Source organism: Thioclava atlantica, assembly GCF_000737065.1.
GTDB classification, from domain to species: Bacteria; Pseudomonadota; Alphaproteobacteria; order Rhodobacterales; family Rhodobacteraceae; genus Thioclava; species Thioclava atlantica.
Map to the genome: position 1 here is coordinate 1 of NZ_AQRC01000009.1, position 15,022 is coordinate 15,022.

Consider the following 15,022-nt stretch of genomic DNA (forward strand, 5'->3'; position numbering starts at 1 on the left):
GAAACGCCCTTGCCACGCGGGAGCCATCCATACATGGTCCGAGGACAATGCCGAGCGCGTATTGTCCGTCGTCAGATGATTTGGAACACGAGGGGCTGATCTGGAACGGAGGGCCTGGCTCGTTGTGGTTTCAGTCTATGCCGCGGTCTGGCGATGCAGCAAGCGGCGCTTCTCAATGGTCTTGGCTTTGATCTCCTTTCGTCTTTTGAGGATGGCTTCGGCCCTGCCGAGATAGACGTCGGTGGGCACGAGGTTGCCCAGGCTCTCGTGGTAGCGGTGATGGTTGTAGTAGTCGATGAAGTCGCCGATCGCCTGCTCCAGAGCGCCGGGCAGGTAATAGTTCTCGAGCAAGATGCGGTTCTTGAGGGTCTGATGCCAGCGCTCGATCTTGCCCTGGGTCTGAGGGTGGCGGGGAGCGCCCCGGACGTGATCCATGCCCTCGTCAGCAAGCCAGTCGGCCAGTTCCTCGGAGATGTAGCTGCTGCCATTATCGCTGAGCAGCCTGGGCCGGTGGGCAACCGTGGCCCGATCGCAACCCGAGGCGACCAGGGCATCCTCCAGTGTGGCGGTCACATCCGACGCCTTCATCGTGGTGCAGAGCCGCCACGCGATGACGTAGCGGCTGTAATCGTCGAGGATGGTCGATAGGTAGAACCAGCCCCAGCCGATGACCTTCAGGTAGGTGAAGTCGGTCTGCCAGAGCTGGTTCGGTCGGACCGTCTTCTCGTGGAACTCCTTTGCCGCCTTGATCACCACGAAGGCCGGGCTGGTGACCAGGTCATGTGCCTTCAGAACCCTGTAGACGCTGGCTTCCGACACGAAGTAGCGCTGAGTGTCGGTGAAGCGGACGGCGAGCTCCCGGGGTGACAGCTCGGGCTGTTCGAGGGCCAGATCGACGATCTGCTTGCGCACCTTGTCGGGGATCCGGTTCCAGACCCGATCCGGGCGCGAGGACCGGTCCTCGAGCCCGGCGGCACCGAGCGACAAATAGCGGTCATACCAGCGGTAGAAGGTCGTGCGTGGCACGCCGATCATGTCCAGCGTCCGCTTCGCCGGCAGGTGCGATTGCTCCACCTGCCGGATGATCTCGAGCTTCTCGGAGGCGGGATATCTCATTCCTCGTCTCCCCCATCCCCGAGCATGCTTTTTTTGAGCAAGCGGTTCTCCAGGGTGAGATCGGCCACCGCCTCCTTCAAAGCGGCGGCCTCGTGCCGCAATTCCTTGACCTCGGGGCTGGTGGCCTGGCGGGCCGTGCCGCCCGCGAGCCGCTTCTTGCCGGCCTCGAGGAACTCCTTCGACCAGCTGTGATACAGGCTCGTGGCGATCCCCTCGCGCCGGCAGAGTTCGGAAATGCTGTCCTCACCGCGCAGCCCTTCCAGGATGATGCGGATCTTCTCCTCGGCGGAATGGTGCTTCCGCGTGCGCCGGCGGATGTCCTTCACCATCGACGCCGCCGTCGGCTTCGCTGTTCCGGGTTTCTGTCTCATCTTCACTCCTTGGTGGTTACGATGAGCCAGAAACCCTCCATTACAAAATCAACTCAGATGTCCCAGGGGTGCTGACGGCGGACACACTCGACACACGCGAGCGTCGTCGACTTCGTCAGAACGACGGCAGCGAGACGACGCGCATCAATCTCAGAGCGAAACTCTAGCACCTTGATCCGATCCGGCGGGCGCTCGAAAACGAGTGGTGGCCGGAGATACAGAAACACTGCAAGACCGATCTCAAGCTTGAAGATCCTGCATCTGACCGGGCCTGGATAGATGCAAAACAGATGCAAACGCAGAATAATATGTTGAAAATAAATGTGACATAGCCACGTCCACGACGTGCAGATCACCCGTGAGAGCCCGAACTACCGGATCGGGTAAGGCGCTGCCCCTCGGGGGGGCAGGTTCGGCGTGACGCGTCCTTTTGGGGAGTGGCGCCGATGACGGCGGGGGGAGCGGGGCGGGGCGTCCCTGCATCGACGCCCTGCCGTGAGGGTCTTGTCCCTCGGCCCCGGCTGCTCATTGATCGAACGCCCGCCGTTTCGGCGGGCGTTCGCGTGTTCACCTTCAGCAGAAAAACATCATGGGGCGGGCGCCGGTCTGCCGCCGAACCGGGCCTCGGATCAGCCGATCCCGCCCAGGCACATATACTTGATCTCGACGAAATCGTCGGTGCCGTATTTCGACCCTTCGCGGCCCAGACCCGATTGCTTGACCCCGCCGAAGGGCGCCAGTTCGGTCGAGATCAGGCCGGTATTGACGCCGACCATACCGGTCTCCATCGCCTCGGCCACGCGCCAGATGCGGGCCAGATCGCGCGAATAGAAATAGCCGGCCAGACCGAACTCGGTGTCATTCGCCATCGCGACCGCGTCGGCCTCGTGCTCGAATTTCACCAGCGGCGCGAGCGGGCCGAAGGTTTCCTCGCGCGCCACCTTCATCGCCTGCGTCACGCCGGTCAGGATCGTCGGCTCGAAGAATGTCCGCCCGAGGTTCGAGCGATGCCCGCCCGTCGCGATCTCGGCCCCTTTCGAGGTCGCGTCCGCGATGTGATCCTCGACCTTGGCGAGCGCGGCCGCGTTGATCAGCGGGCCGGTCGTCACCCCCTCTTCGAACCCGTGGCCCAGCTTGAGCGTGCCGATCTTGGCCGCCAGCTTTTCGGCAAAGGCGTCATAGACCCCGGCCTGAACGTAGATCCGGTTGGCGCAGACGCAGGTCTGGCCGTTGTTGCGGAACTTGGCGATCAGAGCGCCTTCCACCGCCGCGTCCAGATCCGCGTCGTCGAACACGATGAAGGGCGCGTTGCCGCCCAGCTCGAGGCTGATCTTCTTGACCGTTTCGGCGCCCTGTTTCATCAGCAGCTTGCCGACGCGCGTCGAGCCGGTGAAGGTGATCTTGGCGACCTTGGGATTGGCGCACAGTTCTTCGCCCATGCCCGCCGCATCGAGGCCGGGCAGGATGTTGAACACGCCCGCGGGGATGCCCGCGCGTTCGGCCAGCACCGCCATCGCGAGCGCCGAGAGCGGCGTGAATTCCGACGGACGCCCGACGAAGGTGCAGCCCACGGCCAGCGCCGGGGCCACCTTGCGCGCGATCATCGCGTTGGGGAAATTCCACGGCGTGATCGAGCCGACCACGCCCACGGGCTGCTTGAGCACGATGATGCGCTTGTCGCGCTGGTGGCCGGGGATCACGTCGCCATAGACGCGCTTGGCCTCTTCGGCGAACCATTCGATGAAGCTCGCGCCGTAGAGGATCTCACCTCTGGCTTCGGGCAGGGGCTTGCCCATCTCGGCGGTCAGGATCGCGGCCAGATCGTCGGCATTCTCGATCATCAGGTCGTACCACTTGCGCAGCACGATCGCGCGTTCCTTGCCGGTCAGCGCAGCCCAGGCGGGTTTCGCCGCATAGGCCGCCTCGATCGCGGCGCGGGTTTCGTCCACGCCCAGATCGGTGACCCTGGCCACCAGTTCTCCGGTGGCCGGATCGTTTACGTCGAAGGTCTTGCCGGTCTCGATCCATTCGCCATTCACATAGGCGCGGGTTTCCAGAAGGCTGGGGTCTTTCAGTTTCAGCATGCTCATGCCTCCTTGGCGGCGCGCATCGCCTCTTCGAGAATGTCGAGCGCGCGGGCCATCTGGTCGTCGGGAATGGTGATCGGGGCGAGGAAACGGATCACGTTGCCATAGACCCCGCAGGTCAGCAGCAGCAGGCCACGATTGAGCGCCTCGACGCGGATACGTTGCGTCAGTGCCGGGTCGGGCTTGCCCTCCGACATCAGTTCGACCGCGACCATGAAGCCCGGGCCGCGGATCTCGGCGATCTCGGGCATGGTGGCGCGCATCGCCTCCAGGCGTTGCTTGAGGCGCGAGCCAAGCTCGTTGGCGCGGGCGCAGAGGTCTTCCTCCTCGATCACGTCGAGCACCGCATTGCCGGCCGCGATGCCCAGCGGGTTGCCGCCATAGGTGCCGCCCAGACCGCCCGGATTGGCCGCATCCATGATTTCGGCGCGCCCGGTCACCGCCGCGATCGGCAGGCCTCCGCCCAGCCCCTTCGCCATCGTGGTGATGTCCGCCGCGACGCCGTAAGCGTCCATCGCGAAGAGCGTGCCGGTGCGGGCAAATCCGGTCTGCACCTCGTCGGCGATCATCACGATGCCATGCGCGTCGCAGAAGGCGCGCAGGCGTTTCACGAAATCATGCGGGGCGGGGTAGAAGCCGCCTTCGCCCTGAACCGGCTCGAAGATCACCGCGGCAAGGCGCGCAGGATCGAGATCGGTTTTGAACAGGCTCTCCATCGCCGCGAAGCTGTCCTCGGTGGTGATGCCATGCAGCGCGTTCGGGAAGGGGACGTGGAACACGTCGGGCATCATCGCCCCGAAGCCCGCCTTGTAGGGCGCGACCTTGCCGGTGAGCGACATCGTCATGAAGGTCCGGCCGTGGAAGCCGCCGCCGAAGGCGATGACCGCGTTCCGCCCCGTATGGGCGCGTGCGATCTTGATCGCGTTCTCCACAGATTCCGCGCCGGTGGTGACGAAGATCGACTTCTTCGCGAAATCGCCCGGCACCTTGTCGTTGAGCCGCTCGGCCAGGCGCACATAGGGTTCATAGGGCAGGACCTGGTGGCAGGTATGGGTGAACGCGTCGAGCTGGGCCTTCACCGCCGCGATCACCTTGGGGTGGCGATGGCCGGTATTCACCACCGCGATGCCGGCGGCGAAATCGATCAGCTCGCGCCCATCGGCATCAATGACGGTCGCGTTCTCGGCGGAGACCGCGAAATTCTGGGTCTGGACGCCGACCCCACGGGCCAGCGCGGCGGCGCGGCGGGTTTCAAGCTCGGTATTGCTGGTCATGGGAAGCCTCGCGAATGGCAGGGAATCGGGAATTTGCAGCGACGCTAACGTTTAATATGTGGCGTCTCAATGTTTATTTTGTTAAACGAAAATCCGCGTTCCGGTTCGATTGAAACCGCGCGGGTCTGCCCGTAGAAGACGGGTCTGAAAGGATGTTGGTTTGAGCGATTTCGATGTCGGAGCCCGGCTGAAGGCGATCCGCGAGGATAGCGGCCTCTCGCAGCGCGAACTGGCGCAGCGGGCGGGGGTGACGAACGGTCTCGTCTCGCTGGTCGAACGCAACAAGACCTCGCCCTCGATCACCTCGCTGCGCAAGATCCTCGAGATTCTCGGGATGACGCTGGCGGAATTCTTCGACAGCGGCGCGCCCGCCGATCCGGGCAGGTTCGTCTTTCGCCATGACGAGCTGACCGAGATCAATCCGGGCCGGATCTACCTTTCGGCCGGGGCCGATGCGCTCAAGGCGCTGTCGCTCCGGCGGGCGGGCAAGCAGGGGCAGACGAACCTTCTGCTGCTCTATGAAACCTACGATCCGGGCGCGGATACGGGCGAGGAAGCCTATAGCCACGAAGGCGAGGAGGGCGGTTTCGTCATCGAGGGGGAATTGCTGCTCAGCGTGGGCGATACGACCGAGATCTTGCGCGCGGGCGATGCCTATCTGTTCGACAGCCGCCTGCCGCACCGGTTTCGCAACGTGACGCAGAAACGCTGCGTGGTGGTCAGCGCCGCGACCCCGCCGACCTTCTGACCGGCGCCCGCTCTATTCGTAGGTGCGGGTTTCCAGATCGGTCTGGCGCATCGCCTCGTGACAGGCGTCCAGAAAGGCGGCCTCGGCATCGGACTGCTTTCGCAGCGGGTTGGTCAGCAGGTAGATATTGACCATCGGCAAGTCGTCATAGGGCGGCAATTGCCGCAACCGCCCGCTGTCGACATCGCGTTTCGCGACATGCAGCGGCAGCGCTCCGATCCCGACCCCGGCCACGATCATCCGGCGCAGCTCGTGCAGGTTCGACGACACGCCGCGCCAGCCCGGCGCCAGCTTGGCACGCGCGCGCAGCAGCGCGACGGGGTAGAGCGGGCCTTCCTCCGTCTCGGTCTGGAACGAGACCGAGGTCTCGCCCTCGATCTCGGAGAGCGCGATCTCGTCGCGCGCGAAGAGCCGATGGCGGGGGCCGCAGAACAGGCCGAAATATTCGCGATAGAGGACCGACGCTTTCATGTTTGCCGGAATTTTGTGCAACAGGCAGATCCCGAAGCTCGCGCGGTTCTGCTGCACGCGGCTCACGACCTCCTCGCTTTCGACGACGGTGATCGAGAACGTCACTTTCGGATGGCTGGTCGCGAAGTCATGCAAGATCGCGTCGTAATGGTCCGAGATCACATGAGAGGTCGTCGCGATCGAGATATGGCCGCGCAATTCCTCGGCCCCGCTATCGAGCAGCGAGGGCAGCTGCGAGACCGAGCCGAAGATCTGCGAGCATTCCTGATAGAGCAGATTGCCGGCGCGCGTGACGCTGAATTCATTGGGTTTCCTGATGATCAGCTCGTGGCCCGTCGTCTCTTCCAGTCGCTTGAGCGCGGCCGAGATCGTGGGCTGCTTGAGGCCGAGGGAATAGGCGGCGCGCGAGATCCCGCGCTGTTCCACCACGACCATGAAGGTGCGCAGCAGGTTCCAGTCGAGATGCCAGGGAAAGCGCTGTTCGTAGGGTTTGACCATAAATGAAACCGATATTCAGGATTTGGTTTATTTATTTGCGCAATGCGGGTTCCCATGCAAGCGTTTGCTGCGATAAGGCCGAACGGCCCTTCGCGGACGGGATGCACCGGGAACAGGTCGCCCGTTGATACCACCAACAGGAGAGAGACATGACCAACCGCAGAACCGTTCTCAAATCCATGCTCGGCATGGGCGCGCTGGCCGCCACCGGGATCTCGATGCCTTCGCTGGCGCTGGCCGACGAGCTGGAAAGCCTCAAGAAGAAGGGCGTGATCCGGATCGCCATGTCGGGGGCCTACCCGCCCTTCAACTTCATCAATGACCAGAACCAGGTTGTCGGCTTCGACCCGGCCATCGGCGAGGAAATCGCCAAGCGCATGGGTCTCAAGGTTGAGATCATCACCACCGCCTGGGACGGGATCATCGGCGGTCTGCTGGCCAACAAATACGACGCCATCGTGGGCTCGATGTCGATCACGGACGAGCGCAAGAAGGTCGTGGATTTCGTCGGTCCCTATTACCGGATGCGCCGCGGGATCTTCATCGCCAAGGACAGCAAGATCGCCTCGCTCGACGATCTGAAAGAGACCACGGTCGGCGTGACGCTGGGCGAGACCCACGAACAATGGGCGCGCGAGCAGGGCTTCAACGTGCGCACCTACAAGGGCCTGCCCGAACTGATGCTCGAGCTCGAGAACGGCCGCGTCGGCGCGATCGTGAACGACGATATCCCGGTGCTGCTTGCCGTCGCGAAGAACGACGCCCCGATCAAGCAGCTCGAGGTCGATCTGGGCGGCGTGGCCGATCAGGCGGGCATCGCGATCCGCAAGGGCAATCCCGAATTGCACAAGGCGATGCAGGACGCGCTGGACGCGATGCAGGCCGATGGCACCTACCTGACGATCGCCAAGAAATGGGTCGGCGGCGACATCCGCTGAGCCGATCCTTTCCGAGCAACCTCCCCACGGGGTCCGCCGCGCGACATGCCGCGGCGGGCTGGCCGGGAGCATTCTTCAAGACAGCGGGACGTAAACGCGCATGGACACGGAACTGATCCTCAAGGTCTATCCCTATTTCCTTCAGGCGGCGGTCGTGACGATCGAACTGTCGATCCTGACGATCCTGCTGGGGCTGGTCTGCGGGGCGCTTGGTGCGGCGGCGCGGTTGTCGCGCCTTGCCGGGATTCGGTTTCTGGGTGCGGCCTATGTCAGTTTCTTTCGCGGCACGCCCGCTCTGATCCAGCTCTTCCTTCTGTATTTCGGCGGTCCGCAGATCGGCATTCAGCTTGACGCGTTTCAGGCGGGCGTGATCGGGTTGGGCATCAATATCGGCGCCTACATGACCGAAACGATGCGCGGCGCGATCATCGCGATCGACCGGGGGCAGGGCGAGGCGGCGCGCACGCTGGGCCTGTCGCGTATGCAGGCCTTCCGCAATGTGGTGTTGCCGCAGGCGCTGCGGCTGATGATCCGCCCGCTCGGCGTCAACATCAACGCGCAGATCAAGGGCACGGCGCTGGTCTCGGCGATCTCGGTGGTCGAGCTGACCTATACCGCGCAGCGCTATATCGGCTCGACCTACAAACCCTTCGAGATGTTCCTGCTGGCCGGGGTGCTCTACCTCGTGATCATCACCACTGTCGGCAAGGGCGTCGCCTATCTCGACCGCAAGGTACGTCTGCCATGATCGCGAACCCGTCGCCTTTCCAATCCGCGCCACAGGAGTAAGACATGGGTCTCGATTTCTCGGTCCTTCCGCCTTTCTACGGCACGCTCGCGCTTGGCGTTCTCTGGACCGTCGCGATCACCGCGACCGCCGCCGTGCTCAGCTTCTTCGGGGGCATCCTGCTGGCCGTGATCGCGCTCTATGCGCCGATTGTCATCCGGCTGCCGTTCCGTTTCCTGTCCTGGCTGTTCATGGGCACTCCGCTGCTGCTGCAGCTCTTCCTGATCTATTTCGGGCTGGTGCAGATCGGGATCGACCTGCCGGCCTTCGTCGCGGGCGTGATCGGGCTGGGGTTCCACTACGCGGTCTACAATTCCGAACTGATCCAGACCGCGATGATCGCGGTGGACAAGGGCCAGATGGAGGCCGCGCGCACGCTCGGCCTGTCGCGCCGTCAGGCGCTGATCAAGGTCGTGGTGCCGCAAGCGGTGCGCGACGTGATCCCGCCGATCGGGAACAACATGATCGCGCTTCTCAAGGATTCCGCACTGGTCTCGGTGATCGGGGTGTCGGAACTGACCCTCTCGGCGCAGCGCGCCATCGGCCAGACCTATCGCGCCTTCGAATTCTATGCGGTCGCGGCGCTGCTCTATTACGTCGTCAATCTCGGCATGGAGGCGGTGCTCCGCTGGTTCGAGAACCGCAACCGCCTCTATCGCTGAACCAGGAGATATCGACATGACCCAACATTTCGTCGAGATCCGCCACGCGCAGAAATCCTATGGCACGCTCGAAGTGCTCAAGGACATCTCGCTTGATGTCGAGCGTGGCCAGATCGTCGCGATCATCGGCCCCTCGGGCTCGGGCAAATCGACGCTTCTGCGCGCGATCAACGATCTCGATCCGCTGACCGGCGGCGAGGTCTGGCTCGATGGCGTGCAGGTGAACAAGACGCTGCCGCATCGCCAGTATGAAAAGCATATCAACGAGATGCGCCAGCAGATCGGGATGGTGTTCCAGCATTTCAACCTGTTTCCGCATCTGACCGTGCGCGAGAACGTCACCATGGCGCCGAAGCTTCTCAAGAAGATCTCGGACAAGGAGGCGAATGCGCTCGCCGAGGAGCAGCTCGATCACGTCGGCATGCTCGAGCGGATCGACTATTACCCCGCGCAGCTGTCGGGCGGTCAGAAGCAGCGCGTGGCGATTGCCCGGGCGCTGGCGATGAAGCCCAAGCTGATGCTGTTCGACGAGGCGACCTCGGCGCTCGACCCGGAACTGGTCGAGGAGGTCAACCTCGTGATGAAGCAGCTCGCGCAGGAGCACATGACGATGATCATCGTGACCCACGAGATGGATTTCGCGGCCTCGGTCTGCGACCGCGTGATCTTCATGGACAAGGGCGTCGTGGTCGAGGAGGGCCCGCCCGAACAGGTCTTCAAGACCCCGACGCAAGAGCGAACCCGGAATTTCCTGCGCAAACATCTCGAAGGTGCGAAATGAGCGACGAACAGTCCCATCTGTTCTACCAGTCCCGCCAGCCCCGTCCGTTCCTGGACCATGGCGAGGGGGTCTATCTCTACGACGAGCAGGGCAAGCGCTATATCGACGGATCGTCGGGCGCGATGGTGTCCAATATCGGGCATTCCAACCCGCGCGTGCTGGCCAAGATGAAGGCGCAGATGGACCGCGCGACCTTCGGCTACCGGCTGCATTTCCGCACCCGTCCCTCCGAGGATCTGGCCGCCAAGGTGGCCTCGCTGATGCCCGAGGGGCTCGATCGGGTGTTCTTCGTCTCGGGCGGCTCCGAGGCGGTCGAAACCGCGATGAAACTCGCGCGGCAATATGCGGTGACGCAAGGCCAGGGCAGCCGCTGGAAGGTGATCTCGCGACTGCCCTCCTACCACGGGGCGACGATGGGCTCGCTCGGCGTGACCGGCAGCCCGCTGTTCACCGGCCCCTTCGCGCCGATGTTCGAGGAGATGCCGAAGATCGCGGCGCCCACCGCCTATCTTGATCGCGACAGCCTGAGCGACGAGGAGCGCGGCCTGAAATATGCCGAGATGCTGCGCGAGAAGATCGAGGCCGAGGGCCCCGACACCGTGCTGGCCTTCCTGATGGAACCGGTCGGCGGCGCCTCGACCGGAGCGCTGGTCGCACCCGACAGCTATTACACGCGCGTGGCCGAGATCTGCGCCGAATACGGCATCCTGCTGATCTATGACGAGGTGATGACCGGGGCAGGGCGTACCGGCAAGTTCCTTGCCGCCGAGCATTGGGGCATCACCCCCGATATCGTGGCGATGTCAAAGGGCTTTGGTGCGGGCTATGCGCCCCTGGGCGCGGTGGTCGCACGAGGCGACATGGTCGAGGCGCTGCTCGATGCGGGCGGTTTCCTGCATGGCTTCACCTATGCCGGAAATCCGCTGGCCTGCGCGGCAGGGCTGGCCGTACTCGAAGAGATGGAAGCGCATGACATCATCGGCAATGCCGCGCGGATGGGCGACGTGCTGAAATCCCGCCTGACCGGGCTGATGGACCGCTATCCCTTCATCGGCGATGTGCGCGGCAAGGGGCTTTTGCTGGCCTTCGAGCTGGTCTCGGATCGCGACACGATGAAGGTTCTGCCCAAGGAATGGAACGCCAATGTCGAGCTGGTCGAACTGGCCTATGAGCGCGGGCTGATCATCTATTCGCGGCGCACGCGCGGCGGCTATGAGGGCGATCACTTCCTCGTCTGTCCGCCGCTGATCATCACCGAGCCGCAGATCGGCGAGATCATGGAGATCCTGACCGACGCGCTCGATGCCTTCGCCGCCAATCACGACCTGCCGGTGATCGAGGAGGTCAGCGCATGAAGCTGCCCGACAAATCCACCACGCTGGAGGCCGCCGTCGCCGCGATCCCGCACGGGGCCACGGTGCTGGTCGGGGGTTTCGGTGTGCCCGGCACGCCCTTTGCCCTGCTGCGCGAATTGGTGCGTCAGGGTCCGCGCGATCTGGTGCTGGTCAAGAACGACGCGAACGAGGCCGGCATGGGGGTCGACCACCTGATCGCGGCCGGTCAGGTACGCAAGCTGATCGTCACCCATCTCGGGCTAAACGCCAATGCCATCGCCGCGATGAACGAGGGCCGGATCGAGGTCGAGTTCTGCGCGCAGGGCATCTTGGCCGAGCGCATTCGCGCCGGCGGCGCGGGGTTGGGTGCGATCCTGACCGATATCGGTATCGATACCGATCTGGCGCAGGGCAAGCAGGTCGTCGAGATGGAGGGCCGCCCGATGCTGGTCGAGCCCGCGCTGCGCGCCGATGTGGCGCTCGTTCATGCGACCACCGCCGACCCGTTCGGCAACCTCGCCTATGCCGCCACTGCGCGCAATTTCAACCCGCTCATGGCGATGGCCGCGACACAGGTGATCGCCGAGACCGAAGCGCTTGTGCCGCTTGGAGGCCTCGCCGCCGACGCGGTCGAGACCCCCGGCGCTTTCGTCGATCAGGTCGTGGAACTGACCGAGCTTTCTCAGGAGTATGGCATTGTCCGACGCTAGATCCCGCATGGTGGCCCGTGCCGCGCGCGAGATCGCGCCCGGCATGGTCGTGAACCTTGGCATCGGTCTGCCGACCAAGGTGGTGAACTACCTGCCCGCCGATTTCCCCGTCTGTCTCCACTCGGAAAACGGGCTGACCGGGATCGGCCCGACTCTGCCTTACGATCAGGCCGACCGGAACCTGATCGACGCGGGCGGGGCCTATGTCTCCACCATTCCCGGCTCGGCCTTCTTCGACAGTGCCGTGAGTTTCGCGCTGGTGCGCTCGGGGCGGCTGGATCTGACGCTTCTGGGCGCCTTCGAGATCGCGCAGAACGGCGATCTGGCGAACTGGAAGATCCCGGGCAAGTTCTCCCCGGGCGCGGGCGGCGCGATCGAACTGGCGCAGAAGGCGCGACGCGTGGTGGTGATGACCACCCATTGCGACCGCAAGGGCAACCCGAAACTGCTCGAGGCCTGCACCCTGCCGCTGACCGCGAAGGGCCGCGTCGCGCGGATCTATTCCGACATGGCGGTGGTCGATGTGACGCCCGGGGGCTTCGCGCTGGTCGAACTGGCCGAGGGTGTCTCGCTGCCCGAGCTGCGCGAGGCCACGGGCGCGCCGATCACGATCCCCGCTGGCGACATTCCGACATTCTGAGGTGAGACATGGATCAAGAGCTGCAAACCCGCATCCTCTCGGCGGTTGATGACGCGTTCGATGACGAGATCGCCTTTCTGTCCGAACTGACGGCGCATCCCTCCACCCGTGGGCAGGAGCAAGGCGCGCAGGACTTCATGGCCGGGGCGCTCACCGAGCGCGGCTACGAGGTCGACCGCTGGCAGATCGAGGTCGAGAAGATCCGCCACCTGCCGGGTTTCTCGCCGGTGATCGGCGATTACGAGGACGCGGTGAACGTGGTGGGCAGCCATCGCAGCGCCAGCCGCAAGGGCCGCTCGCTGATCCTCAACGGTCATATCGACGTGGTGCCCGCGGGGCCCTTGGACATGTGGGACCGTCCGCCGTTCGAGCCGCATGTCGATGACGGATGGCTTTACGGTCGTGGCGCGGGCGACATGAAAGCCGGGCTGGTGTCGAACCTGTTTGCGCTCGATGCGCTGCGGTCGATCGGCCTCGCCCCGGCGGCGGATGTGTTCTTCCAGTCGGTCGTCGAGGAGGAATGCACCGGCAACGGGGCGCTGGCCTGTCTCGAACGCGGCTACACCGCCGAGGCCGCGCTGATCCCCGAGCCGTTCGAGGAAAAGCTGGTCTCTGCGCAGCTTGGGGTGATCTGGGCGCAGGTGCATCTCAAGGGGCTGCCGACGCACGTTGCCTATGCGGGCTCCGGCGCGAATGCGATCGAGGCGGCGATCCCGCTGATCGCGGCGCTGCACGGGCTGGAGGAGCGCTGGAACGCGCCCGGCTGTCGGCATTCCGAGTACGGGCACGTCCACCACCCGATCAACCTCAATATCGGCAAGATCCAGGGCGGTGACTGGGCCAGTTCGGTGCCCGCCTGGTGCGTCTTCGACATGCGCATCGCGATCTATCCCGGTCAGGATATCGAGGCCGCCAAGGCCGAGATCGTCGACACGATCATGGAGGCGGCGCGCTCCAATGCCTTCCTGAAGCATTCGCTGCCCGAGATCGTCTGGCACGGCTTCATGGCCGAGGGTTACGCGCTGGCTGACGACCGTTCGGAAACCGCCGCAGCCGCCATCGGTTCGCTGGACGCGGCGCATGTGGCGGTCAACGGATCGGCGCTCGACCGGTTGGCGATCACCGCGACCACCGATGCCCGGTTCTTCGGGCTTTATGCCGACACGCCCGCTCTGGTCTACGGGCCGCGCGCCGAGGCGATCCACGGCTTCAACGAGCGCGTCGAGCTGGAAAGCATCCGGCGCATCACCCAATCCACCGCCCTGTTCATCGCGGACTGGTGCGGTCTCGAAACCATCTGAGGTTCCCCATGCGCGACGCCGTCATCGTCTCCACCGCCCGCACCCCGATCGGCAAGGCCTATCGCGGCGCGTTCAACGATCTCGAAGGTCCGGCGCTCGCCGCGCATGCCGTGCGTGCCGCCGTGTCGCGGGCAGGGCTTGAAGGTGGTGAGATCGAAGAGGCGATCTTCGGTTCGGCGCTCACCCAGGGCTCCACGGGCGTCAACGTCGCGCGCCATATCGCGCTGGCCGCGGGCCTGCCGGATACGGTTGCGGGGGTGACGGTGGACCGGCAATGCGCCTCGGGGCTCAACGCGATCGCGTCTGCCGCGCATATGGTGATGGCCGAGGGCGTGGAGGTGGCGCTGGCGGGGGGGCTCGACACGATCTCTCTGGTGCAGAATGACCATTGGAACGGCTATCGCTACCGCAGCCCCGGCGTGCCGGACGCCTATTACATGTCGATGATCGAGACCGCCGAGGTGGTGGCCGAACGCTATGGCGTGACGCGCGCGGCGCAGGACGCCTATGCGCTGCAAAGCCAGCAACGCACGGCTGCGGCGCAGGAGGCGGGGCGGTTCGAGGCGGAAATCGTGCCGGTCGAGGCGGTGAAGCGCGTGAAGGACAAGGCCACGGGCGAGACGCATGAAGAGATGGTGCGGCTGGAGTTCGACGAGTGCAATCGCCCCGGCACCACCTTGGACGGGCTGGAGAGCCTGAAGCCGGTTCTGGGGCCTGAGAAATGCGTGACCGCCGGGAATGCCTCGCAGCTCTCCGATGGCGCCTCGGCCTGCGTGGTGATGTCGGGCGAGGAAGCCGCGCGTCGCGGGCTCTCGCCGCTCGGCGCGTTCCGGGGCTTCGCGGTGGCGGGCTGTGCGCCTGACGAGATGGGCATCGGCCCGGTCTTCGCGATCCCGCGCCTGCTGGAGCGGGCAGGGGTGACGGTCGAGGATATCGACCTGTGGGAGGTCAACGAGGCCTTCGCCGCGCAGCTTCTCCATTGCCGCGACACGCTCGGCATTCCCGACGACAAGCTCAACGTCAATGGTGGCGCGATTTCTATCGGGCATCCCTATGGCATGTCGGGCGCGCGCATGGCGGGGCATATCCTGCTGGAAGGCAAACGGCGCGGCGCGCGCTACGGCGTGGTGTCGATGTGCATCGGCGGCGGGCAGGGCGCGGCGGGCCTGTTCGAGATCTTCTGAGCCCTGGCTGCGCGCAAAACCCGGCTCCACGACGCATTCTCGGGGGCGCCTGCCGCGCCACCGCCTCCCGGTTTCGGCGGCCGTCGTCGCACACGAATTCCGGAACCCCACAGGCCGCTC

At 64.7% G+C, this 15,022-nt stretch carries 14 protein-coding genes; 10 read left to right on the forward strand and 4 right to left on the reverse strand.

Going from position 1 to position 15,022, the window contains the following annotated elements; genetic code table 11:
• Window positions 1-135 precede the first annotated feature (135 nt).
• The 3 genes from DW2_RS11655 to DW2_RS11670 form a co-directional block, all read right to left on the reverse strand.
• A protein-coding gene (locus DW2_RS11655; RefSeq protein ID WP_156102957.1) for an IS3 family transposase occupies window positions 136-1,487 on the reverse strand; the annotation gives its coding sequence in 2 pieces (ribosomal slippage) (window positions 136-1,151 and window positions 1,151-1,487; 1,353 coding nt in all).
• 629 nt (window positions 1,488-2,116) lie between these two features.
• Complete coding sequence (locus DW2_RS11665; protein ID WP_038146779.1) at window positions 2,117-3,571, reverse strand: NAD-dependent succinate-semialdehyde dehydrogenase; 1,455 nt, start codon at window positions 3,569-3,571, stop codon at window positions 2,117-2,119.
• 2 nt (window positions 3,572-3,573) lie between these two features.
• Window positions 3,574-4,848: a 4-aminobutyrate--2-oxoglutarate transaminase gene (locus tag DW2_RS11670; RefSeq protein ID WP_038146781.1), complete on the reverse strand. Its 1,275-nt coding sequence runs from the start codon at window positions 4,846-4,848 to the stop codon at window positions 3,574-3,576.
• 160 nt (window positions 4,849-5,008) lie between these two features.
• Here DW2_RS11670 and DW2_RS11675 point away from each other — a divergent pair, with 160 nt between their 5' ends.
• Window positions 5,009-5,596, forward strand: a complete 588-nt coding sequence (locus DW2_RS11675; RefSeq protein ID WP_038146783.1) for a cupin domain-containing protein — start codon at window positions 5,009-5,011, stop codon at window positions 5,594-5,596.
• 12 nt (window positions 5,597-5,608) lie between these two features.
• On the opposite strand, the gene DW2_RS11680 is transcribed toward DW2_RS11675, so the two are convergent.
• On the reverse strand, window positions 5,609-6,565 hold the full coding sequence (locus DW2_RS11680) for a LysR family transcriptional regulator (protein WP_038146785.1): 957 nt from the start codon (window positions 6,563-6,565) through the stop codon (window positions 5,609-5,611).
• 149 nt (window positions 6,566-6,714) lie between these two features.
• On the opposite strand from DW2_RS11680, the gene DW2_RS11685 reads away from it, so the two are divergent.
• The 9 genes from DW2_RS11685 (at window position 6,715) to DW2_RS11725 (ending at window position 14,902) form a co-directional block, all read left to right on the forward strand.
• A complete protein-coding gene (locus DW2_RS11685; RefSeq protein WP_038146787.1) occupies window positions 6,715-7,503 on the forward strand; it encodes a transporter substrate-binding domain-containing protein in 789 nt (262 codons plus the stop codon).
• A gap of 100 nt (window positions 7,504-7,603) precedes the next feature.
• Window positions 7,604-8,251: an amino acid ABC transporter permease gene (locus DW2_RS11690; RefSeq protein WP_038146789.1), complete on the forward strand. Its 648-nt coding sequence runs from the start codon at window positions 7,604-7,606 to the stop codon at window positions 8,249-8,251.
• A gap of 44 nt (window positions 8,252-8,295) precedes the next feature.
• Window positions 8,296-8,952, forward strand: a complete 657-nt coding sequence (locus tag DW2_RS11695) for an amino acid ABC transporter permease (protein ID WP_038146791.1) — start codon at window positions 8,296-8,298, stop codon at window positions 8,950-8,952.
• A gap of 16 nt (window positions 8,953-8,968) precedes the next feature.
• Window positions 8,969-9,733: an amino acid ABC transporter ATP-binding protein gene (locus DW2_RS11700; protein ID WP_038146792.1), complete on the forward strand. Its 765-nt coding sequence runs from the start codon at window positions 8,969-8,971 to the stop codon at window positions 9,731-9,733.
• On the forward strand, window positions 9,730-11,088 hold the full coding sequence (locus DW2_RS11705) for an aminotransferase family protein (RefSeq protein WP_038146794.1): 1,359 nt from the start codon (window positions 9,730-9,732) through the stop codon (window positions 11,086-11,088). The genes DW2_RS11700 and DW2_RS11705 overlap by 4 nt, the downstream gene beginning before the upstream one ends.
• On the forward strand, window positions 11,085-11,777 hold the full coding sequence (locus DW2_RS11710) for a CoA transferase subunit A (RefSeq protein ID WP_038146797.1): 693 nt from the start codon (window positions 11,085-11,087) through the stop codon (window positions 11,775-11,777). Before DW2_RS11705 ends, DW2_RS11710 begins: the two co-directional genes overlap by 4 nt.
• Window positions 11,778-11,784: 7 nt before the next feature.
• Window positions 11,785-12,417 carry a 3-oxoacid CoA-transferase subunit B gene (locus DW2_RS11715; protein WP_081874964.1) on the forward strand — a complete coding sequence of 211 codons (633 nt, stop codon included), beginning with the start codon at window positions 11,785-11,787 and terminating at the stop codon, window positions 12,415-12,417.
• Window positions 12,418-12,425: 8 nt separating this feature from the next.
• Window positions 12,426-13,718 (forward strand): ArgE/DapE family deacylase, encoded by a 1,293-nt coding sequence (locus tag DW2_RS11720; RefSeq protein WP_038146801.1) that lies wholly within the window; start codon window positions 12,426-12,428, stop codon window positions 13,716-13,718.
• A gap of 8 nt (window positions 13,719-13,726) precedes the next feature.
• On the forward strand, window positions 13,727-14,902 hold the full coding sequence (locus DW2_RS11725; protein ID WP_038146803.1) for an acetyl-CoA C-acyltransferase: 1,176 nt from the start codon (window positions 13,727-13,729) through the stop codon (window positions 14,900-14,902).
• Window positions 14,903-15,022: the final 120 nt, after the last annotated feature.